Annotated in this window: 21 protein-coding genes and 1 pseudogene; 9 read left to right on the plus strand and 13 right to left on the minus strand. The window is 63.0% G+C overall.

The genetic code is table 11. The features are described 5' to 3' along the window. The first annotated feature begins 28 nt into the window (after positions 1–28). Both ACOZ4I_RS04200 and ACOZ4I_RS04205 read left to right on the plus strand, forming a co-directional pair. Positions 29–748, plus strand: coding sequence for a diphthine--ammonia ligase (locus ACOZ4I_RS04200; protein WP_424003345.1), 720 nt, complete (start codon positions 29–31; stop codon positions 746–748). A gap of 543 nt (positions 749–1,291) precedes the next feature. Next, positions 1,292–1,417 (plus strand): annotated as a pseudogene (locus ACOZ4I_RS04205) (diphthine--ammonia ligase); the annotation flags it as partial. 56 nt (positions 1,418–1,473) lie between these two features. Here ACOZ4I_RS04205 and ACOZ4I_RS04210 read toward each other — a convergent pair. The 4 genes from ACOZ4I_RS04210 to ACOZ4I_RS04225 all read right to left on the minus strand — a co-directional run bounded on the left by ACOZ4I_RS04210 (position 1,474) and on the right by ACOZ4I_RS04225 (position 4,298). Continuing rightward, entirely contained in the window at positions 1,474–1,659 is a 186-nt protein-coding gene (locus ACOZ4I_RS04210; protein WP_424003347.1) for a hypothetical protein, read from the minus strand. Positions 1,660–2,395: 736 nt separating this feature from the next. Further along, complete coding sequence (locus tag ACOZ4I_RS04215; RefSeq protein WP_424003349.1) at positions 2,396–2,794, minus strand: PIN domain-containing protein; 399 nt, start codon at positions 2,792–2,794, stop codon at positions 2,396–2,398. After that, a complete protein-coding gene (locus ACOZ4I_RS04220) occupies positions 2,791–3,036 on the minus strand; it encodes an antitoxin VapB family protein (protein WP_424003351.1) in 246 nt (81 codons plus the stop codon). The genes ACOZ4I_RS04215 and ACOZ4I_RS04220 overlap by 4 nt, the downstream gene beginning before the upstream one ends. Before the next feature lie 293 nt (positions 3,037–3,329). Beyond that, the gene (locus tag ACOZ4I_RS04225) at positions 3,330–4,298 is read right to left on the minus strand and encodes a sugar phosphate nucleotidyltransferase (protein WP_424003353.1); all 969 of its coding nucleotides are present in this window, start codon (positions 4,296–4,298) and stop codon (positions 3,330–3,332) included. 86 nt (positions 4,299–4,384) lie between these two features. On the opposite strand from ACOZ4I_RS04225, the gene ACOZ4I_RS04230 reads away from it, so the two are divergent. Continuing rightward, positions 4,385–5,047, plus strand: a complete 663-nt coding sequence (locus tag ACOZ4I_RS04230; protein WP_424003355.1) for an NUDIX hydrolase — start codon at positions 4,385–4,387, stop codon at positions 5,045–5,047. Positions 5,048–5,065: 18 nt separating this feature from the next. Here the strand turns inward: ACOZ4I_RS04230 and mce are convergent, their stop codons facing one another. The 3 genes from mce to ACOZ4I_RS04245 all read right to left on the minus strand — a co-directional run bounded on the left by mce (position 5,066) and on the right by ACOZ4I_RS04245 (position 7,038). Further along, positions 5,066–5,455: a methylmalonyl-CoA epimerase gene (gene mce, locus ACOZ4I_RS04235; RefSeq protein ID WP_424003357.1), complete on the minus strand. Its 390-nt coding sequence runs from the start codon at positions 5,453–5,455 to the stop codon at positions 5,066–5,068. A gap of 67 nt (positions 5,456–5,522) precedes the next feature. After that, entirely contained in the window at positions 5,523–5,918 is a 396-nt protein-coding gene (locus ACOZ4I_RS04240; protein ID WP_424003359.1) for an SHOCT domain-containing protein, read from the minus strand. Between the two features lie 127 nt (positions 5,919–6,045). Continuing rightward, on the minus strand, positions 6,046–7,038 hold the full coding sequence (locus ACOZ4I_RS04245) for a PQQ-binding-like beta-propeller repeat protein (protein WP_424003361.1): 993 nt from the start codon (positions 7,036–7,038) through the stop codon (positions 6,046–6,048). Positions 7,039–7,583: 545 nt separating this feature from the next. Here ACOZ4I_RS04245 and ACOZ4I_RS04250 point away from each other — a divergent pair. The 3 genes from ACOZ4I_RS04250 (at position 7,584) to ACOZ4I_RS04260 (ending at position 10,043) form a co-directional block, all read left to right on the plus strand. Beyond that, the gene (locus ACOZ4I_RS04250; protein ID WP_424003363.1) at positions 7,584–8,585 is read left to right on the plus strand and encodes a hypothetical protein; all 1,002 of its coding nucleotides are present in this window, start codon (positions 7,584–7,586) and stop codon (positions 8,583–8,585) included. 118 nt (positions 8,586–8,703) lie between these two features. Further along, a complete protein-coding gene (locus tag ACOZ4I_RS04255; protein WP_424003365.1) occupies positions 8,704–9,483 on the plus strand; it encodes a hypothetical protein in 780 nt (259 codons plus the stop codon). Further along, positions 9,480–10,043, plus strand: a complete 564-nt coding sequence (locus tag ACOZ4I_RS04260; protein ID WP_424003367.1) for a PH domain-containing protein — start codon at positions 9,480–9,482, stop codon at positions 10,041–10,043. The genes ACOZ4I_RS04255 and ACOZ4I_RS04260 overlap by 4 nt, the downstream gene beginning before the upstream one ends. Before the next feature lie 25 nt (positions 10,044–10,068). Here ACOZ4I_RS04260 and ACOZ4I_RS04265 read toward each other — a convergent pair whose 3' ends face one another. Further along, entirely contained in the window at positions 10,069–11,751 is a 1,683-nt protein-coding gene (locus ACOZ4I_RS04265; RefSeq protein WP_424003369.1) for an acyl-CoA mutase large subunit family protein, read from the minus strand. A 151-nt stretch (positions 11,752–11,902) separates the two neighbouring features. Here ACOZ4I_RS04265 and ACOZ4I_RS04270 point away from each other — a divergent pair, with 151 nt between their 5' ends. Beyond that, on the plus strand, positions 11,903–13,045 hold the full coding sequence (locus tag ACOZ4I_RS04270) for a CobW family GTP-binding protein (protein WP_424003371.1): 1,143 nt from the start codon (positions 11,903–11,905) through the stop codon (positions 13,043–13,045). On the opposite strand, the gene ACOZ4I_RS04275 is transcribed toward ACOZ4I_RS04270, so the two are convergent. Beyond that, the gene (locus tag ACOZ4I_RS04275) at positions 13,046–13,207 is read right to left on the minus strand and encodes a hypothetical protein (protein ID WP_424003373.1); all 162 of its coding nucleotides are present in this window, start codon (positions 13,205–13,207) and stop codon (positions 13,046–13,048) included. Between the two features lie 57 nt (positions 13,208–13,264). After that, complete coding sequence (locus ACOZ4I_RS04280) at positions 13,265–14,422, minus strand: glutathione-independent formaldehyde dehydrogenase (RefSeq protein ID WP_424003375.1); 1,158 nt, start codon at positions 14,420–14,422, stop codon at positions 13,265–13,267. Between the two features lie 170 nt (positions 14,423–14,592). Here ACOZ4I_RS04280 and ACOZ4I_RS04285 point away from each other — a divergent pair, with 170 nt between their 5' ends. Further along, positions 14,593–15,066: an FKBP-type peptidyl-prolyl cis-trans isomerase gene (locus tag ACOZ4I_RS04285; RefSeq protein ID WP_162411943.1), complete on the plus strand. Its 474-nt coding sequence runs from the start codon at positions 14,593–14,595 to the stop codon at positions 15,064–15,066. A 7-nt stretch (positions 15,067–15,073) separates the two neighbouring features. Here the strand turns inward: ACOZ4I_RS04285 and ACOZ4I_RS04290 are convergent, their stop codons facing one another. After that, positions 15,074–15,661 (minus strand): GNAT family N-acetyltransferase, encoded by a 588-nt coding sequence (locus ACOZ4I_RS04290; RefSeq protein WP_424003378.1) that lies wholly within the window; start codon positions 15,659–15,661, stop codon positions 15,074–15,076. A 110-nt stretch (positions 15,662–15,771) separates the two neighbouring features. Here ACOZ4I_RS04290 and ACOZ4I_RS04295 point away from each other — a divergent pair, with 110 nt between their 5' ends. Then, complete coding sequence (locus ACOZ4I_RS04295) at positions 15,772–16,476, plus strand: helix-turn-helix domain-containing protein (protein ID WP_424003380.1); 705 nt, start codon at positions 15,772–15,774, stop codon at positions 16,474–16,476. 67 nt (positions 16,477–16,543) lie between these two features. Here ACOZ4I_RS04295 and ACOZ4I_RS04300 read toward each other — a convergent pair whose 3' ends face one another. Together ACOZ4I_RS04300 and ACOZ4I_RS04305 are read right to left on the minus strand one after the other, a co-directional pair. Continuing rightward, positions 16,544–17,281, minus strand: coding sequence for an ABC transporter ATP-binding protein (locus ACOZ4I_RS04300; protein WP_424003382.1), 738 nt, complete (start codon positions 17,279–17,281; stop codon positions 16,544–16,546). Then, positions 17,278–18,027 carry an ABC transporter ATP-binding protein gene (locus ACOZ4I_RS04305; protein WP_424003384.1) on the minus strand — a complete coding sequence of 250 codons (750 nt, stop codon included), beginning with the start codon at positions 18,025–18,027 and terminating at the stop codon, positions 17,278–17,280. The genes ACOZ4I_RS04300 and ACOZ4I_RS04305 overlap by 4 nt, the downstream gene beginning before the upstream one ends.

The following is an 18,027-nucleotide window of genomic DNA, read 5'->3' on the forward strand; positions in this document are numbered from 1 at the left end:
TTTAGGCGGCCGGCGGCTACCGACGCGCATGACAGACGGCGCGTGGGTCTCGCTGTTCTCCGGCGGGAAAGACTCCTCGTGGGCGCTGTACCGGGCCCTCGAACGCGGCTATCCGGTCGAGCGGCTGGTGACGGTCCACCCCGACGGCGATTCCTACATGTACCACGTCCCGGCGACGCGGCTGGCTTCGCTGGCGGCCGAGAGCGTCGGCATCCCGCTCGTTGAGGTCGAACCCGACGACTTCGACGCCGGCGACGTGCCCGACTCGGGCGCACAGGGCGACGCCGAACTCGAACCGCTGGAGGCCGCCCTCCGCGACCTCGATGCGGAACTCGACGGCGGCATCGGCGGCGTCACCGCCGGCGCGGTCGAGAGCGAGTACCAGACGACGCGCATCGAGGCGATGGCCGAGCGCCTCGAAGCGAACGTCTTCGCCCCGCTCTGGCAGGAGAACCCCCGCGACCTCGCCGATGCGATGCTCGACGCCGGCTTCGAGATCCGAATCGTCCGCGTCGCCGCCTACGGCCTCGACGAGTCCTGGCTCGGCCGGACGCTGGACGCCGACGCCCTCGACGAACTCGCGGCGCTCAACGACGAGTACGGCGTTCACATCCTCGGCGAGGGCGGCGAGTTCGAGACGCTGGTGACCGACGGGCCGCACATGGACCGCCGGATCGAACTGGAGTACGAGACGGAGTGGGACGGGTCTCGGGGTACGATTCGTGTCGAAGACGCGCGGCTGGCATAGCAGTTGTTGTGAATACGACGAATCTATTCACGACCGGTGTAATCAGTACAGAGGCGAGAATTATCGTCTCCGCCGTAATTCATTTGTGTACACTGCGAAGGTGAACAGTGGGCCAACAGCAAGAAGAAGGATTAACTCGTCAACAGCGGCTCCGACGATACTGAGCTGGAGGCCGATAATCATAAGCATCAGATCGTTTTGTCGTGCGGCAGTATTTGACATACGTAGGGATGCTTCCCATCTGTCACAGGTGTTTCGACTCAGCCGATCGCTCGCTCAGTTCGCACACTTACCGAACAGCCATTTCACTCCATCTGCTGAATCACGAACCCGTACTCACAAACGACTGATCGCATTCGGCAAGCGAGGCGATCCGATTCACCCGACCGAACGAAGTGAGTGCGGGCGTTTTCGCGTAGATTTTTCAGATTGAGCGGGACCGACGGTCTCGCTGACCATGCGAACGGGCGCGTTGCGCCCGTGAGCAGTGGGTGGTTCCCGCAGCGCCACCGGCGCGAGGAAACTCGGCGATGAAAAAGGTACGGTGGCGAGTTCGAGACGCTTGTGACCGACGGACTGCACATGGACCGTCGGATTGAACTGGAGTACGAGACGGAGTGGGACGGGTCTCGTGGCTCCGTCCGCGTCACTGACGCGTGGCTGGCATAGCGGTTGTTGTGAATACGACAAATCTATTCACGACCGTAGTGTTCGACACAGGTAATTCAATCATCACTTCGGTTCATCAAAACGTGGCCAAGAAGATAGAGTGGCAAGAAGTAGATTACCACTATTGAGGCACCAACTCCAATCTCTCGAAAGAGTTCGTTCGTAGCATTTGAGACGGTTTCAAGAGTGATTACAGCCAATAAAAAAGTGATGTATGCGAGGAACCAATCGGTTCTATCCATACACAATATGGTCCTTTCATTCCAGTATAACCTTCTGATTCGGTAAATAAGCACATCTACTAACCGGCGTATTCGCTACTCAATGCTGAATCGGAGCTACAACTTCAATAACGACTTCTCACACAAGTCGCTGCCCGGTCAGTACAGGTGATGCACGTATCGTTCGGTAGGACGAAGGAGATACAGTAGCCCACTTTCCAGCCGCCCAAACTCTTTATCAGGTTAAACTCTTACTGGTAAGCATGAATATATATCAACGAATATTGTTTCATGATCCAGATGGACGAAGGAAAGGGCTCATCCTTTGGTTCTTGTCGTTTATTTGTCTTTTTTGTGGGTGTGTATTGGTTTTGTACTCGATGGTTATCACTTCTTGCTCATTTTGGGTATCGCGCTAGGATTCTCTGGGTCCGCCGAATTGTTGCCTCCGGACCGACGACATTCAGCAGGAGTCTTGCGAATACTAGGTATGGGTATCACCGTTGTCTGCCTCGTTCTTCTAGTATCGGCTCCAGATTTACTAGTGGAGTAGGGAAGAGCACTCGGTTTTGGTAGGTATTTGATCTATCTCCGTGCTGTTCTGAGACGGTTGGTCGGTAACTATGCACATCTACTGACCGGCGTATTCGATTCTCCAAGGCTGAAGCGAATCTCCATCTGCAATACCGACGTGTTTCATAATCGGTAGCGTTTGTGCACCTTGTCTGATGAGCGCAAAGACGAGTCGTGTGGGTAATCAGCGATACTCTTCAACGTCGACGACTCGTTTCGTCACCTCGTGAGTGAGGTCACTGTCCGCCGAAACCACTGTAGCATCAAGTTCTCGCCCGACCGCAGCAACGAGTGCGTCGACACCGTCAAGATACGGTCCCTGTGGTCCAACCTCGTCGGCGATTCGCCCCGCTTCAACCGACAGGTCTTCGTTGATTTCGTAGACCTCACCCCATGACAGCGCTTCGACCGCTTCTTCAAGATCCCCCGATGGGAGGTTTCCGACACCAACGAGTGCTTCAGCGTGGGCGGGGGCAGGCATTACCCACAGCTCTTCCGCACCGCCGTTCGATTCGTAGTACGTTTCTGTGGCAGGGTGACCGCTCAGGTAATCGATGAGGAAGTTTGCATCAAGAACCCTCATGTGTCCTCGCCGAACCGTCGCATCCGCTCTTTCCGCTTCTCTTTCGAGCTTTCGCGCTTGTCTCGTATCCAGTCGGCGTCCGCATCAGAGAGAATCCCGAACCCGTCGTAGAAGTCAGCCTCTTCACTCTCATCAAGGACGCGCTCGAGCACGTCGTTGAATGACTCGCCCTCACGCCGGCGGCGGTCAAGCTGTCGCTTCACTCGACCGCTAACTCGGATCTGCTCATCTGCGGTCGCCATCGTTACGTCAACGTTAATGTTGACATTGGTTAATCCTTGTGGCAAAACACAAGCAGGACTTATTCAATACGCACACCTACCGAGCAGCCATTTCAGTCCTCTGCTGAATCACGAACCCGGACTCACAACGAGTGGTTGCATTCGGCGAGCGAGGCGATACGATTCACCCTCCCGAACGGAGTGAAGGCGGGCATTTTCGCGTAGATCTTTCTTCGAGTGGTTCCCGCGGCGGCCTCGGCGCAAGGAATCCCGCCGATGAAAAAGGTACGCCGGCGACGGTCGCCGGCTCTCAGTTAGTTCCCGTTGGTGAGCTGCGTGTGCGCGCCGATGAGCGCGCCGGCCAGGTCGAGGCTCTCGACCTGCGTGTCGCGGTCGATGATGGACTGCCGGATGTCAGAGTCGACGATGGTCGTGTCCGGGAAGACGATGGTCCGGTCGAGGCTGGAGTTGACGATCTCGCTCCCCGGGAGGACGTGGACGTTCTCGCCGAGCGTGGTGTTCTCGATGGTGGCGTCCTCGGCGACGACGTTCTCGCCGTCGAGTTCCCAGGCGACGGCTTCGAGGTAGCTCTCGGGCGTGCCGATGTCGTACCAGGCGTCGTCGAAGGTGAACGCGCGGACGGGGCCGTCGTCGACGAGCCACTGGATGAACCACCCGGGCTCGTCGGGGTTGTTTCCGGCCTCCAGGTACTCGTCGAAGCGGATCGAATCGGCCGGGAAGGCGTAGCAGGCGATGGAGACGAGCGTGCTGTTGGGGTCGTCGGGCTTCTCCTGGAAGTCGACAACTTCCTCGCCGTCGAGTTCGATCAGGCCGTAGGACTTGGCCTTCTCGCGGGTGCCCACGTCGTAGGCGGCGAGCGTGGGGTCGTCGTACTGTTCGAAGTAGTCGATGAACTCGGCGATGTCGAAGCTGATGAGGTTGTCGCCGGCGACGACCAGCAGGTCCTCGTCACCGAGGTCCTCGCGGTCGACGAGCTGGGCCAGCGCGCCGACGACGCCGAACTTCTCGTCCTCTTCGGCGGTCTCCTCGACGGTGAGGATCGGCTTCTCAAAGCTGCTCGCGGCGATGTGCTCGCGGAAGTCGTCGGCGAAGCGCTGGTTCGTGCTGACGAACACGTCCGAGATCCGGTCGTCGGCCTCCAGTTCGCCGAGGACGCGGTCGATGACCGTCGTGTCGCCCACCGGAAGCAGCATCTTCGGGCGGTGCTTGGTGACGGGCCAGAGCCGCGTGGCGTAGCCTCCCGCGAGAACGATCGCTTTCATGTTCGATTAGAGACAAGCGGACTACAAGTTCTTTTTCATGCCCTCGCCATCGCGTCATTTATCGGTTCCCCCGTGAACGTTCCTGTATGACTGAGGAGGACGCACCGGAGAGCGACGAGTCGACCGTGCCGGCGGAGAACTACATCGAGATGGTCAACCAGACCTCCGTGGAGCGGCGGATCGCCGACCTCGAAGCCGCGTTCGACGAGGTCCCGGTCACCGAGCGGACGTTCCACCTCTCGGCGGAGGAGTACGCCGACGTGTTCGCGGCGACGCAGGGGACCGGTTTCGCCGAGAACAGCGTCATTTTCCCGGTCCGGTCTGCCGACGAATTCCCCGAACTGAGCGGGAATTTGCCGGAACAGGCCGCGGCCGACACCCGTGACCGCGCGCTGCTGGTGCTGGGCCGAGGGGCCGACCTCTGGGCGCTCCCCGGCGGGGGCCAGGGCGTCGAGTTCGAGTCGATGCAGGGGACGGCGCTCCGACGCCTCAACGAACAGACGGGAGTCCGAAGCACGATCGACAGCGTCGCCGAGGTGGTCCACAGCAAGTACTACCCGGAGACCGACGCCGAGGGCTCGGTCCACACGCTCGACGTGTACTTCCGCGGCGAGTACGCGAAGGGCTCCATCGACGTCGACGAGTCAGAACTCACCGGCGCGGCGTGGTTCGCGGAACCGCCCGAGCGGATCACCGAGGGCGCGGAGAAGGTCTTCGAGGAGTTCCTCGACGAGTCTGCAGACGAGTGACGTGCAGCACCCGGGTGGTCAGTGTTCGACCAGTTCGACGAGTACGCCCCCGGTCGACTTCGGATGGAGGAACGCCACGTCGTGACCCCACGCACCGGGCCGGGGGTCCTCGTCGATGCAGTCGATACCGGACTCCCTGACGGTCTCTAGCGCCCGTTCGATGTCGTCCGTCTCTAGTGCGACGTGGTGGATCCCGGGACCGTTCGACTCGAGATACCGCGGGATCGCACCGTCGGTGTCTGCCACGGGCTCTAAGAGTTCGAAGTAGCCGTTCCCCATGTCGAGAAACGTCACCCGGAGGTCGTCGAACGTCTCCTCGTGAGCGACCGGGGTCCCGAAGGCTTCGGCGAACAGTTCCGCGAGCGGGTCGGCGTCGTCGGTGGCGATGCCGGCGTGGTCGAAGCGCATATCTGAGGGCTTCGACCGTGCGGTATATAATTCTGTGACAGCGCCGACGGCGGTGACCGCACCCCGGTTACTCCCGCTCAAGTCGCTCGCGACGCCGTTCGAACTCCTCGTCGTCCAGTTCCCCTCTCGCGTAGGCCCGGCGCAGTTCGGCAATGGCCTCGTCGCGGTCGCCGCTCGCGGCCCCGGTCACGGCCCGGTAGAGGAGGTACCCCACGCCCACAATGACCGCGAGGAACAGCACCTGCATCAGCGCGCCGACCAGGAACACCCAGCCGGGGGCGGTCCCGCCGCCGTCCCACATGTGGCCACCGCCCCACATCCCGCCACCGCCCCACATTCCACCGCCGTACATCCCGCCGCCCATCATGCCGAGCCCCATCGTGAGGAGCGGCAGCACGACGAGCGCGCCGAGGACTGCGAGTAAGACCACGACGAGCCTGCGGTCGGATGACTGTGCGCTCATGCGGACCTCCCGCGGTCACGGTAGCGAACCATAGGTGAACCTACTCGGCCATCGTTCATGCCGATTGCCACTGGGAAACGAAGGCCAGACAGGAGTCTCACTTCGGATTCGAAACCGGATCGGGGCATCAGTCCGTTCGGACTGCCATGAGATTGTACGTATATCTCTCCCCCGTCCGATACAACGAGTAGATGATGCCGTCCGCGATAGCAGGGGTCGTACTGACACTCGGGACCGGAAGCGACCACCGGAGGTCGCCCGTCGTTGCATCGAACGCGTACAGACCGGGGCTGTCCAGCGTCGCCCCTGCGATCAGAGTCTCGCCGATTCGGACTGGGGCTGACTGGGAGAATCTCGCCCCGTCATTCTCGTAGCGCCACTCGGGCGTGCCGTCGGTCGCGAGACAGTAGAGTTCCCCGTCCGATGTCCCGAACGTCACGGTTCCGTCCGCGTAGACGGCCGAACCGTTCGTCCCGTTCAACGTTTCGAACGTCCAGCGTGTCTCACCTGACTCTTTATCGAGTGCGATGAGCGTTTTCGGGCCCACGTCGTTGGGCGTCGTGACGTACACCGACGACTCACCGACCGTCGGAGCGCCGCGCACTTCCTGGTCCACAGCTCCCCACAGCAAGTCACCGGTCTCGGCGTCGAGCGCGCGCAATCCGTGGTCCTCCTGCCGGTCGCCGGGGACGTACACGGTCCCGTCGGCCACGGCTACGGGTGGGGTACCCGTGCTACCGAGTTCGGTTTGCCACACAGCCGTCTCGGCGTCCGTATCGACTGCGAACACACTCGTTCTATCGGTGTGTGCCGTGCCGTACAGCATCCCTCCCTCGAATCTGAGTCCGCCGATCGTCGGCGTCCCCGATCCGACTGATGTCCGCCACCGCTCCGTGCCAGTTTCGAGGTCGAGGGCGAATACGTGGCTCCCCGTCCGCAGACTCTGTGCACCGACGAACACCGTGTCGTCGACGATAATCGGGTCACGGACGTTGATGAGTTCATCGGCCGGAAGCGTTTCCGTGGTCGTCCACGCCGTTGCGCCCGTCGCCCGTTTGAATGCGCTGAGCCCCTCGTCACCGGCTCCCCCGGCGATGACGAACGCATCCGACAGTAGCACATTCGAAGAGACCGCGCCGACGTCTTCACGCCGCCACGCGATACACGCGGAGGAGCGGCCGACCGACTCGCCAGGGACGTAGCCGGTGTTTCGCGGCCCGTTGTGCGGTTGGTGCCAGTCGTCTGTGTTCGTTGGGGTAATCGCCGTCTGGTTCGCACACGCAAGGTCTGTGATCGATTGACCTTCCGTCTCCGTCTCAGTTGCTGCTTCACTGGTCGTTTCGGCCGTCGATTGCGATTCCGGCTCTGAAGTCACAGTTGATTGGGGAGTCGAGTCTGTCTCCGTGCGTGTGTCCTCAGCATCTGTCAGTCTGAGACAGCCCGAACCGCTCAGCCCGACCCCGATCGTTGCCAGCAGCGCTCGGCGTTCCATGACTGTGATAGACGAATCCAGCTATAACAATACTCCTTTTTGATCAGATAGTACCACTATTTGTAGCAATTACCTATAATTACAGTCTTAGAACATACACTTCAGTAAGATATACCATTTGGCAACCACTATTTTTATTACAGTTGTTAGCAAGTACACTGACACTCACTCATATGTTACGGAGAAGCGTCCTGGCGGCGTTCTGTACGGCTGGACTCTCCGGGTGTTTGCGGTTGACCGGTGACACCAGTCCTCCTGCCGAACAGACCACGGAGAGTCGAACACGGCCCGGAAACGACGGATCGCCAGCGCGGACGGAGGCGGGGGCTACCGCGACGTCCGGGGAAGCCGACGGCGGAGGACTGTTCGCGTCACGGTCCGAAGCCATCGAATTCGCCCGTTCGTTCGCCGCTTCCGGCGTCTCGAACCCGGTCTCTACGAACGGGAGCGGCGACCCCGAACTGATCCGGCACGGCGGGGGTTGGGGGAGCAGTTACGGTTCCGGTCCCCAGGGCGGCATCTACACGTCGTCCGACATCAAATTCGAAGCGATCTCTGACGACGGCGTCGCGTTCGGCGGCGATTCTGGCCGATCGATTCGGATCCGAAATCTGACACTTGGGTCGGAGATTACGTTCGAACCAACTTCGGACAGCCCTGTCTACCGTGTCAACGACTGGGACATCGATCCCGAAACCGAGGGCGTACCGCCAACGGAGATCGGTCTCGATGTCGGTGCTGACAGCGAACACGTCTTCATCTCCGGGACGTGGACCGGTGACCGCGACATCTTCAACACCCAGACGTTCTGTGCCTACGAGGTTGACCTGCTCGAAGGCGGGACCAGAATCGGTGGGACCACACCGAAAGTCTACGGGATCCAGTACAACTGGGGGGCGAAACAGACGCCTGACGAACTGTATATCACTCGTCAGCCGTCCGTGGACGAGGAGTGGACCGCCGAACTCTTCGTCGGGGAAAATACCTTCGAGGCGAAGGCACGCCAGACCTGTGAGCACGTGGTCGAGGACGACGTTTTCCGCGCTGACCTGTCTGCCATTGATCTGGATCCCGGGCAGTACGGGTGGTCGGTCCTCGTCGGAACAAAACAGCCCATCCAGCGGAACAAAGTGATCCAGCTCACTCCACTGAACACCGGACTGATACTCCAGTGAATCGCGTCTATTCGCGGTCTCAGTCTGAAACAAACCCGGTATTTATAATAGCGAACACACTGCTCTACCATTCGTACAGACATAGCTAAGTGGTACATATATGGGAAAAGTCACTCAAATGGTCGCCAGTCTGTTCAATGCAGTCTTCCGGCCGTCGCAGTTCGTCGTTGCACCCGACGCCGTCTCCCAGACGTCTGTCTGGGGGAGCGTTGACCGAATCAGGTCCCTGCTCGTCGTGTTTCTCACCAACGTCGTCCTGTATGCGACGCCGCTGACTCTCTCGGGCTATGGTGTCGCCGTCGAATCCACGGCGCCGGGCTGGTTCGGACCCGTCGCGGGTGCAGTGCTCGGAAACCCCGACACGGTCTGGTGGCTACTCGCCGGAATCGCTCAGAATTCGGTGTTTCTCATCGCACTCTCCGGCGTGACGCTTCTGACGTATCACCTCGCGCTGGTCCTGACGCGGAGTTCCAACGGGTTCGTGCTGACGTTACACACCGTCGTCTACAGCGTCAGCGCGTATCTCGCAGGGATATTTACGGTCCTGGTGTTTCTCTCACGGAACCGCGCCTATGCGACGGCCCGCACGCTGGTCACGAATTTACAGATCCGATTTATCACCGTCTTCTACGACCTGTTCGAGGTCCCTCCGTCCGAACGAGTGTTTACTGTTAGCGAAACGGTCGCAGCGGGACGGTTGACTGACCCGGAAGCCGGAATCGTCGCCCTCCTCATCGCGCTGGTACTGTACTTCGTCTACTCGATGTATCTCGGTGCGCGACTGAACCACGGGACAGACGTCACGGGTGCTGTTCTCGCTGTTCTAGCAGTCGGGCTTTCCCCGGCGATATACGTCACCGTGCTCCTCGTTTACTCGACTGGAGGTCTTTCGATATGAGCCACGAACACACTGATACCCAACAGACAACGGAGACAGACACTGATGCACAGACTACCACGACCGACGGGCGACAGAACGAGATCGTCGTCGAAACCCAACCGACACTGAAACCGACTTCGATTGCCATCGCTGCAGTCGTTCTGCTCGGAAGCATCGTCATCGCGTATCTATACGCCAACCCGACGCTGCTCGGCTCCGTGGACCGGACTGAAATCGCACTCAATCTCACCGCGATTCTGATGGTCGTCGCTCTCGTGAGACTACTGCTTCGGCTGTACGTCTTGACCCGAACCCGCTACGTTCTCACGACCGACGCCGTCCGCAGGGAGTACTCGCTGCTGTACAAGTCGTTCTCGCGGGAACTACCGCTAGCAAAGGTCCGAAGCCACGAACTCCGCCGAAACAGAACCGAGACGCTGCTCGGTATCGGGAGCGTCTCGTTTCTCACGGGGAGCGTCGCCCAGAGTCCCGCCCACCTCCGCTTCCGGAATGTCCCCGATCCCGAGCGGATTCGGGCGCAGGTCCGGAACATCCTGTCGGACGACGAAATCCAGTGACATCCCCGGCGGTCCCGAACGGCATCTACAGTGACGAGCCGGGCTGGTACTCACCGAACACGTCGCGGAAGACGTCACAGACCTCGCCGGTGGTCGCGTACACCTTGACGGCGTCGATGATGTAGGGCATGACGTTCTCCTCGCCCTCGGCGGCTTCCCGGAGCGCGTCGAGTTTCGCCTCGACCGCCTCCTCGTCTCGCTCCTCGCGGACGGCGGCGACGTTTTCCTGCTGGGCCGCCTCGACGGCCTCGTCGACCTCCTCGATGTCCTGTTCGCCCTCCTCTTCGACCTGATACTCGTTGACGCCGACGATGACGCGCTCGCCCGCCTCCTGCTCGCGCTGGCGTTCGAAGGCCACGTCCTGGATCTGGCGCTGGACCCACTGTTCCTCGATCGACCGGCGCATGCCCCCGCGCTCGTCGACTTCCTCGATGAGCGAGCGGGCCTCTGCTTCGAGTTCGTCGGTCAGCGACTCGACGTAGTAGCTCCCGGCAAGCGGGTCGATGGTATCCGCCGCGCCGGACTCGTGGGCGAGGATCTGCTGGGTCCGCAACGCCGTCCGCACGGACTCCTCGGTCGGCAGGCCGATCGCCTCGTCTTTCCCGTTGGTGTGGAGGCTCTGGGTCCCCCCGAGGACGGCGGCGAGTGCCTGGTAGGCGACGCGGACGACGTTGTTCTCGATCTGCTGGGCGGTCAGCGTCGACCCGGCGGTCTGGGTGTGGAACTTCAACTGCTTCGACTTGGGGTTGTCGGCGTCGAAGCGCTCCTCCATGATCTTCGCCCAGAGGCGACGGGCGGCCCGGAACTTCGCCACCTCTTCGAGGATGTTGTTGTAGGAGGCGAAGAAGAAGGAGAGCTGCGGCGCGAATTCGTCCACGTCCAGCCCCGCCTCGATGGCCGCCTCGACGTACTCGATGCCGTCGCCGAGGGTGAACGCGATCTCCTGGGCGGCCGTCGACCCGGCCTCGCGGATGTGATACCCCGAGATGGAGATGGTGTTGAAACTCGGCGTCTCGGCGGCGCAGAACTCGAAGATGTCGGTGATGAGCCGCATCGACGGCTCCGGCGGGTAGATGAACGTGTTGCGGGCGATGTATTCCTTGAGTACGTCGTTCTGGATGGTGCCGCGCAACTCCTCACGGTCGACGCCCTGCCGGTCGCCGACGGCGATGTACATCGCGAGGAGAACGGAGGCGGGCGCGTTGATGGTCATGCTCGTCGACACCTCGTCCAGCGGGATGCCGTCGAAGACCGTCTCCATGTCGTCGAGTGAGTCGATAGCGACGCCGGTCTTGCCCACCTCGCCGGCGGCCATCGCGTGATCGGAGTCGTAGCCCATCTGCGTCGGGAGGTCGAACGCCATCGAGAGCCCGGTCTGGCCCTGGTCGAGCAGGTAGTGGAACCGCTCGTTGGTCTCCGCGGCGGTCCCCATCCCGGCGTACTGGCGCATCGTCCAGAGGCGGCCGCGGTACCCCGTCGGATACACGCCGCGGGTGTAGGGCTCCTGGCCCGGGAACCCGAGGTCGTCCTCGTAGTCGAGGTCCGCCACGTCGGCGGGCGTGTACAGGCGGTCTACCTCGTGTCCCTCGGTGTCCGTCGTGAACGTTTCCTTGCGCTCGCCGAAGCGGTCGACGGTCGGCTGGACGTCCTCTTCCTCCCACTGAGCCTTCCCCTCGCGAATCTGGTCCAGCTCGTCGGGGTCGAACATGGAGGAAACGTCGGAGGGCGGTGGCTTAAGCGTTCGCAAATCCTTCACGGTTGTTCATGCGTCCGGGACACTCCGTCGCTGGCTCCCGGACCTGGTGGGGGTGCCTGATCGCCCGAGAATTGATGGTCGGGTGTCACGTTGTCCCACCCAAATGGGAGCAGACTCACACTCCAGCGTCCCCATCACCGTCGTCAGTGGACCGCTCGGCGCGGGCAAGACAACACTCGTCAATCGGCTCCTCGAGAACCCCGGCGACCGGCGTCTCGCCGTCGTCGTCAACGACATGGGGGAGATCAACGTCGACGCGGAACTGCTCGACGAAGCGGGCGAGGAGGGCGTCGTGGACCTCTCGAACGGGTGCATCTGCTGTCGGCTGCAGGACGACCTCGTCACGGAACTGACTCGACTCGCCGCGGAGCGGTCGTTCGACTCCCTCGTCGTCGAGGCGTCGGGAATCAGTGAACCGATCCCCATCGCCCGCACGCTCACTGGGGAGACCGACGCGGGTACTCTCCCCGACCGATTCAGGCTGGACACGACAGTCTCGGTCGTCGACGCCTACGGCTTCTGGAAGGCGTTCGACCCCGAGGCGTCACTGCCCGAGGCGGCACCGGACCCCGAGCGACCGCTCACGTCGGTGCTGGTGGATCAGATCGAGTTCTGCGACGTGCTCCTGTTGAACAAGTGCGACATGGTGCCCGACGAGGCGCTGGATGCGGTCGAGGCCGCGGTCCGCGAACTCCAGCCGCGGGCACGGATCTACCGGACGACCTACAGCGATATCGACCCCGACGAGGTCCTCGGGACAGGGCTGTTCGACTTCGAGGCGGCGAAACGACAGCAGGGCTGGAAGCGGGCGCTGGCGGGGGCCGCTGACGAAGACCACGAACACGGCGACCACGAAGACGGTGGGGCGGCCGCACACGACGACCACGAAACGGGCGCGGCGGCCGCACACGGCGTCGAGTCGTTCGTCTACCGCCGCGACGCCCCCTTCGACCCCGGCCGGTTCGACGCCTGGCTCGACGACTGGCGCGGGTCCGTCGTCCGGGCGAAGGGGTTCGCGTGGGTCACCAGTCGCCCGGAGCAGGTCCTCGGGGTGAGTCAGGCGGGCCCGGCCGTCCAGGCCGGTCCCATCGGTGAGTGGGGGTCAGACGAGCCCTCGACTCGGCTGGTCTTCATCGGACAGTCGATGGAGCGCGAGGCCATCGTCGCCGAACTCGACGACTGTCTGGCGACCGACGCCGACGAGCGCCCCGAGGCCGAAGCGGACCCCTTCCCCCGCGAGGCCTGATCAGTCCGCGCCGTAGCCGACCTCGTCGCGCAGGTCGTCCCAGTCGTCGTGAAAGCCGTACGTCGACGTCGACTCGGCCACGACCGTCGACTGGTACACGTCGTCGTACTCCAGCAGTCGCGACCACCCGTCGTGGAACCGATAGCTACAGTACTGACACATGGCCGGGAGTACGGTGGGTGTGGTGGTATAGCTACCGCCGGACAGACGGCGGGAGGCTCAGGGCTCCAGGAGCACCTTCGTCACGCCCTCCTCGCGGTTGTCGAACTTCTCGTACATCTCGGGGGCCTCCTGCAGTGAGACGCGGTGGGAGACGACCCAGCTCGGGTCGGCCCGTCCCTCGATGATGAGGTCGCGGAGTTCGCGGTTGTAGGACTTGACGTTACACTGGCCGGTCCCGAGCTTCTGGCCCTTCTCGAAGAGGAGCCCGAAGTCGATGCCCAGCCGTCCCTGTGCCGCCATCTCGTCCGGCGCGCCGGGGTCTTCGGGGACGTACAGCCCCGGGATCCCGAGTTCCCCGGTCGGTTTGACCGTCCGGATGAGGTTGTTGATGACTACGGCGGGGTTCTCGCGGGCCGGGTCGTAGGCCTCGTCGGCCTCCTTGTCCGGGTCGATGGCCTGGTAGCCCACCGCGTCGACGCCCTTGTCGACGCCGCCGCCGTGTTCGTCTTTGATCTGCTCGACCGGGTCGGCATCCTCGAAGTTGATCGGCGTCGCGTCGCAGTGCTGTTCGGCCAGTTCCAGGCGGCTCGGCACCCGGTCGACGACGTATATTTCGGCCGCGCCCTTGATCTTCGCGCTGTAGGCGGCCATCAGTCCGACCGGACCGGCCCCGTAGATGGCCACGGAGTCACCGGCTTCGAGGTTCGCGAGTTCCGTGCCGTGCCACCCTGTCGGGAAGATGTCTGCGAGCAGGGCGAAGGCGTCCTCGTGCGCGTCGCCCTCGGGCAGTTTGAGCGCGTTGAAATCCGCATACGGGATGCGGAGCTGCTCCGCCTGCCCGCCCGTGTACGGCCCCATCGCGACGTACCCGTACGCGCCGCCGGCGAACCCGGGATTGACGTTGGTACAGAACCCCGTATAGCCGTCCTCGCAGTTCTCGCAGAAGCCACAGGCCACGTTGAACGGCGCGACGACTCGGTCTCCCTCTTCGAGGTCACTGACCGCGCCGCCGACCTCGGCAACGATCCCCATGTTCTCGTGTCCGAATACGATTCCCGGCTCGGCAGCCGTTCGCCCCTCGTACATGTGCAGGTCGGAGCCACAGATGCACGACGTCGTGATGTCGATTACCACGTCGTTCGGGTGCTGTATCTCCGGCTCATCGACCTCCTCGACTGCCACTTCGTGCGGCCCCTTGTACACGACAGCGTCCATGGACATAAATTTGACAACTCCGGGCTAACTGTCGGACCGTCGCCACTTATAATTGTTGTATATTAATGATTTCCAACGGGCTCGACGGAGGTGCAGTCGATACTCCGTTGCAGTCGCGCGTGGACCGCGCGGATACCGGGGTTTATACGGCAGGCTGCGAACACTCGGGTATGCCGATCGAACCGGGCGACGACGTCACCATCGAGTACGTCGGGCGCTTCGAGGACGGGTCCGTCTTCGATACTTCTCGGCCCGAGGTGGCCCGAGAGCACGGGCTGATGGAGGCACAGGGCGTCGAGGCGGCCGACTACGCGCCGCTGTCGTTCACCGTCGGAGCGGGCGAGATAATCGAGGGCCTCGACGAGGCCGTCGTCGGCATGGACGCCGGCGAGGAGGCCACCGTGACGGTCCCGCCAGAGAAGGCCTACGGCGCGGTCGAACCCGAGCGCGTCCGCGAGTACGACCCGGAGACGTTCGAGGGAATGGTGGGGAAGCCGCCCGAGGTCGGCCTCCACGTCGAGGCGCAAAACGGCCTCCACGGCGACGTGACCGCCGTCAGCGACGACGCCGTCGAGGTGGACTTCAACCACGAACTGTCCGGCAAGACGCTGGTGTTCGAGGTCGAGATCGTCGACGCCCGGTGAATCCCCCTCAGCCGCCGGTGTCGTACTTGTAGGTGGCCTCGTCGGGGTCGATACCGAAGTCTTCGGGGCCCTCCTCGGGTTCGCGCTCTTCTTCTCCGTCGTCGGCGGCGGCGTGCTTGAACCGACTGCGGAAACGCGTCGGCATCCGGAAGCGGTCGACCGCCACGCGGAGCGGGACTGCGTCCGGCTGGATGTTCTCCTGCTTGATCGCGAGCCGGTCCCGGAGCGCCTCGGGGAGTTGCGCCGGCTCGATGCGTTCGAAGCCGAACTGCGCGAGGTAGTCCGCGGCGTTCGTCAGCGAGTAGACGGTGTCGAATCCCTCGTCGCCCGCGTACTCGACCAGCCGTTCGATGACGTGGGCGCCGACGCCCTGCCCGCGCCACTCGGGGAGGACGCCGATGCTGGTCAGTTCACAGACCGTCTCGTCCTCGCCCTTGTGAATTCGGATGCGGCCGAACCCGGCCTTCTCGTTGCTCTCCTCGTCGATGGCGACGACGTAGTCCCGGGACCTGAAGGCCGTCTCGTCGAGCCCCATCTCCTCGATGCGGTCTAGCAGCCAGACCTCCTCGCGGTTTTTCGCATCCCGGACGTACATGGCCTTAAGTTGGCCGGCCCCGGTCAAAAGGGTTTGCTGGTCGCCCCGACGGAGAGCTATCATTCAGCGGAGTGAAAATAGCTATTACAATTCATAATGAACGTTCCACCATGTTATCGGTCGAGATGGACATGGTCCAGTACGACTGTCCCTACATCGACACGACGCGGGACCACGAGGTGTCGTTTCTCGCCAAGCAGTGGGACTTCTACCCCGACGAGCGGGAACTGGAGACGCGGATCATGGTCAGTGGCGCGGATCGCGAGGCGCTCGACCACGGACTGGAGGCGCTGTCGGCCCACGACAACATGGCGTCCTATCGGCTCCTCCGGCGGAAGGGCGACATGGCGCTGATACGGTCGCGTATCGCGGAGACGAACGCGATGAACGTCATTCGCGACAACAGCGGCTACATCACCGGCCCGTTCAGAATCCGCGACGGCTCTGAGATCTGGCACGTCGGGTTCGACACCGAACGGATCGCGGAGGGGACGCTCTCGGAACTGGAGCGCAACAACGACTACACCGTCCGCTCGCGCGAGTCGGTCGACCTGGAGGACTACTACGACCTCCTGCAGAACATCGACTCGGCCAAGCGGCTGGTCGACGGCTGTCGAGAGCTCTCGGACGTGGAACGGGCCACGCTGGAACGCGCCGTCGAGGGCGGGTACTTCGACACGCCGCGGGACGCCACGCTCTCGTCGCTGGCCGAGGAGTTCGACGTCTCGAAGATGGCCATCTCGAAGAACCTCCGGCGCGGACAGCGCAAGATCCTCGATCGCGTCACGACGTCGATGAACGAGGTCACCGAGTGACCGCCATCGGTTTCTCACCCGGTCTACTGTCTTCTCGCGACCGTCTCCCCTTCTCTCACTGCCTCGCTCACTCCGTCCCGCTCCCCTGCATCAGCTTCTGAATCTCCTCGTCAGCGGCCAGGTCGTCCGGGTCGCCGCTCGCGACCACGTCGCCGCGCTCGATGACGTAGAGCCGGTCGACCACGTCGGGGACGTGCGTGACGTTCGACTCCGCGATCAGTACCGCGATCCCGCGGTCGTTGATCGCCTCGATGTGGCGCTTGAGGTTCTCGACGACGACGGGAGCCAGCCCCTCCAGCGGTTCGTCGAGGATGAGCAGGTCGGGCTGGAGCGCCAGCGCCCGGCCGATGGCGACCATCTTCGCCTGGCCGCCGCTCAGGTTCTGGACCTTCGCGTCGCGGCGGTCGTCGAGTTCGGTCAGCACGTCGTAGACTTCCTCGATCACGGCGTCCTCGTCGTCGATGCCGCGGGCGGCCCCGCTCGTCCAGATGGGGAGTCGGAAGTTCTCGTCGACGGTCATGCCGGTGAACAGCTTCCGGTCCTCGGGCTGGTAGCCGATGCCGCGCTTCGGGACGAGTTCCGAGCGGATGTCGGTCAGTTCCTCCCCGCGGAAGCGGACCGATCCGCTCCAGACGGGCGTCAGGCCCATGATGCCCCGGAAGGTGGTCGTCTTGCCGGCCCCGTTGCGGCCGACCAGTCCGACCGCCTCGCCGGCGTTCACGTCGAGGTCGACGTCCTCGGTCACCTGGAACCCCTCGACCGCGGCGTTCAGTCCGCGAACCGACAGCAGGGTGTCAGCGCTCATTCGCCCACCCCCAGGAGGAGCCGTCTGAGTTCGTCGTCGGTTTCGAGCATCGTCGGTGGGCCGACGCCGTGGACGGCCCCCTGATGGAGGGCGACGACGCGGTCGGCGTACTCGGTGACGATGTCCATGTCGTGTTCGATGGTGACCGTCGTGACGCCCGCCTCCCGCCCGACCTCGACGACCGTCTCGATGACGTACTCCTTCTCGCGGGTCGAGACGCCCGAGGTGGGCTCGTCGAGCAGGAGGTAATCGGGGTCCAGCCCGAACGACATCGCCACGTCGAGCAGCTTCCGGTCGCCGTGGGGGAGTTCCTCGGCGACGGTGTCGGCGGCGTCGTCGAGGCGGAACTTCGACAGCAGGTCGTCGACGGTCCGCTCCACGTCGTCGTGGCCGTCGGCCATCGAGAAGAGGCGCCACGTCTTGCCCCGCTCGGTGAGCACCACCGTCCGGAGGTTCTCGCGGACGGTCATCTCCTCGAACACCTTGACGACCTGGAAGCTCCGGGCGATGCCGGCGTCCACGCGCTCGTGGGCCGACATCGCCGTGATGTCGTCGCCGTCGAGGACGATGGAACCCTCGTCCGGCGAGAGGAAGCCGGTCAGGAGGTTGATGAACGTCGTCTTGCCGGCCCCGTTCGGACCGACGATGAAGACGAGTTCGCCGTCTTCCTGTCCGAACTCCAGGCTCACGTCGTCTGTCGCGACCAGTTCGCCGAACGACTTGCGGAGGTTGCGTGCTTCGAGCAT

The sequence above is a fragment of the Haloarcula salina genome (assembly GCF_049603855.1).
Taxonomy (GTDB): Archaea; Halobacteriota; Halobacteria; order Halobacteriales; family Haloarculaceae; genus Haloarcula; species Haloarcula salina_A.

Bases quoted from the DNA above. Each gene is read 5' to 3' on its own strand.
- ACOZ4I_RS04200 (WP_424003345.1), top strand. From the start codon at position 29: ATGACAGACGGCGCGTGGGTCTCGCTGTTCTCCGGCGGGAAAGACTCC.
- ACOZ4I_RS04210 (WP_424003347.1), bottom strand. From the start codon at position 1,659: ATGGATAGAACCGATTGGTTCCTCGCATACATCACTTTTTTATTGGCT.
- ACOZ4I_RS04215 (WP_424003349.1), bottom strand. From the start codon at position 2,794: ATGAGGGTTCTTGATGCAAACTTCCTCATCGATTACCTGAGCGGTCAC.
- ACOZ4I_RS04220 (WP_424003351.1), bottom strand. From the start codon at position 3,036: ATGGCGACCGCAGATGAGCAGATCCGAGTTAGCGGTCGAGTGAAGCGA.
- ACOZ4I_RS04225 (WP_424003353.1), bottom strand. From the start codon at position 4,298: ATGAAAGCGATCGTTCTCGCGGGAGGCTACGCCACGCGGCTCTGGCCC.
- ACOZ4I_RS04230 (WP_424003355.1), top strand. From the start codon at position 4,385: ATGACTGAGGAGGACGCACCGGAGAGCGACGAGTCGACCGTGCCGGCG.
- mce (WP_424003357.1), bottom strand. From the start codon at position 5,455: ATGCGCTTCGACCACGCCGGCATCGCCACCGACGACGCCGACCCGCTC.
- ACOZ4I_RS04240 (WP_424003359.1), bottom strand. From the start codon at position 5,918: ATGAGCGCACAGTCATCCGACCGCAGGCTCGTCGTGGTCTTACTCGCA.
- ACOZ4I_RS04250 (WP_424003363.1), top strand. From the start codon at position 7,584: ATGTTACGGAGAAGCGTCCTGGCGGCGTTCTGTACGGCTGGACTCTCC.
- ACOZ4I_RS04255 (WP_424003365.1), top strand. From the start codon at position 8,704: ATGGTCGCCAGTCTGTTCAATGCAGTCTTCCGGCCGTCGCAGTTCGTC.
- ACOZ4I_RS04260 (WP_424003367.1), top strand. From the start codon at position 9,480: ATGAGCCACGAACACACTGATACCCAACAGACAACGGAGACAGACACT.
- ACOZ4I_RS04265 (WP_424003369.1), bottom strand. From the start codon at position 11,751: ATGTTCGACCCCGACGAGCTGGACCAGATTCGCGAGGGGAAGGCTCAG.
- ACOZ4I_RS04270 (WP_424003371.1), top strand. From the start codon at position 11,903: ATGGGAGCAGACTCACACTCCAGCGTCCCCATCACCGTCGTCAGTGGA.
- ACOZ4I_RS04275 (WP_424003373.1), bottom strand. From the start codon at position 13,207: ATGTGTCAGTACTGTAGCTATCGGTTCCACGACGGGTGGTCGCGACTG.
- ACOZ4I_RS04280 (WP_424003375.1), bottom strand. From the start codon at position 14,422: ATGGACGCTGTCGTGTACAAGGGGCCGCACGAAGTGGCAGTCGAGGAG.
- ACOZ4I_RS04285 (WP_162411943.1), top strand. From the start codon at position 14,593: ATGCCGATCGAACCGGGCGACGACGTCACCATCGAGTACGTCGGGCGC.
- ACOZ4I_RS04290 (WP_424003378.1), bottom strand. From the start codon at position 15,661: ATGTACGTCCGGGATGCGAAAAACCGCGAGGAGGTCTGGCTGCTAGAC.
- ACOZ4I_RS04295 (WP_424003380.1), top strand. From the start codon at position 15,772: ATGTTATCGGTCGAGATGGACATGGTCCAGTACGACTGTCCCTACATC.
- ACOZ4I_RS04300 (WP_424003382.1), bottom strand. From the start codon at position 17,281: ATGAGCGCTGACACCCTGCTGTCGGTTCGCGGACTGAACGCCGCGGTC.
- ACOZ4I_RS04305 (WP_424003384.1), bottom strand. From the start codon at position 18,027: ATGCTCGAAGCACGCAACCTCCGCAAGTCGTTCGGCGAACTGGTCGCG.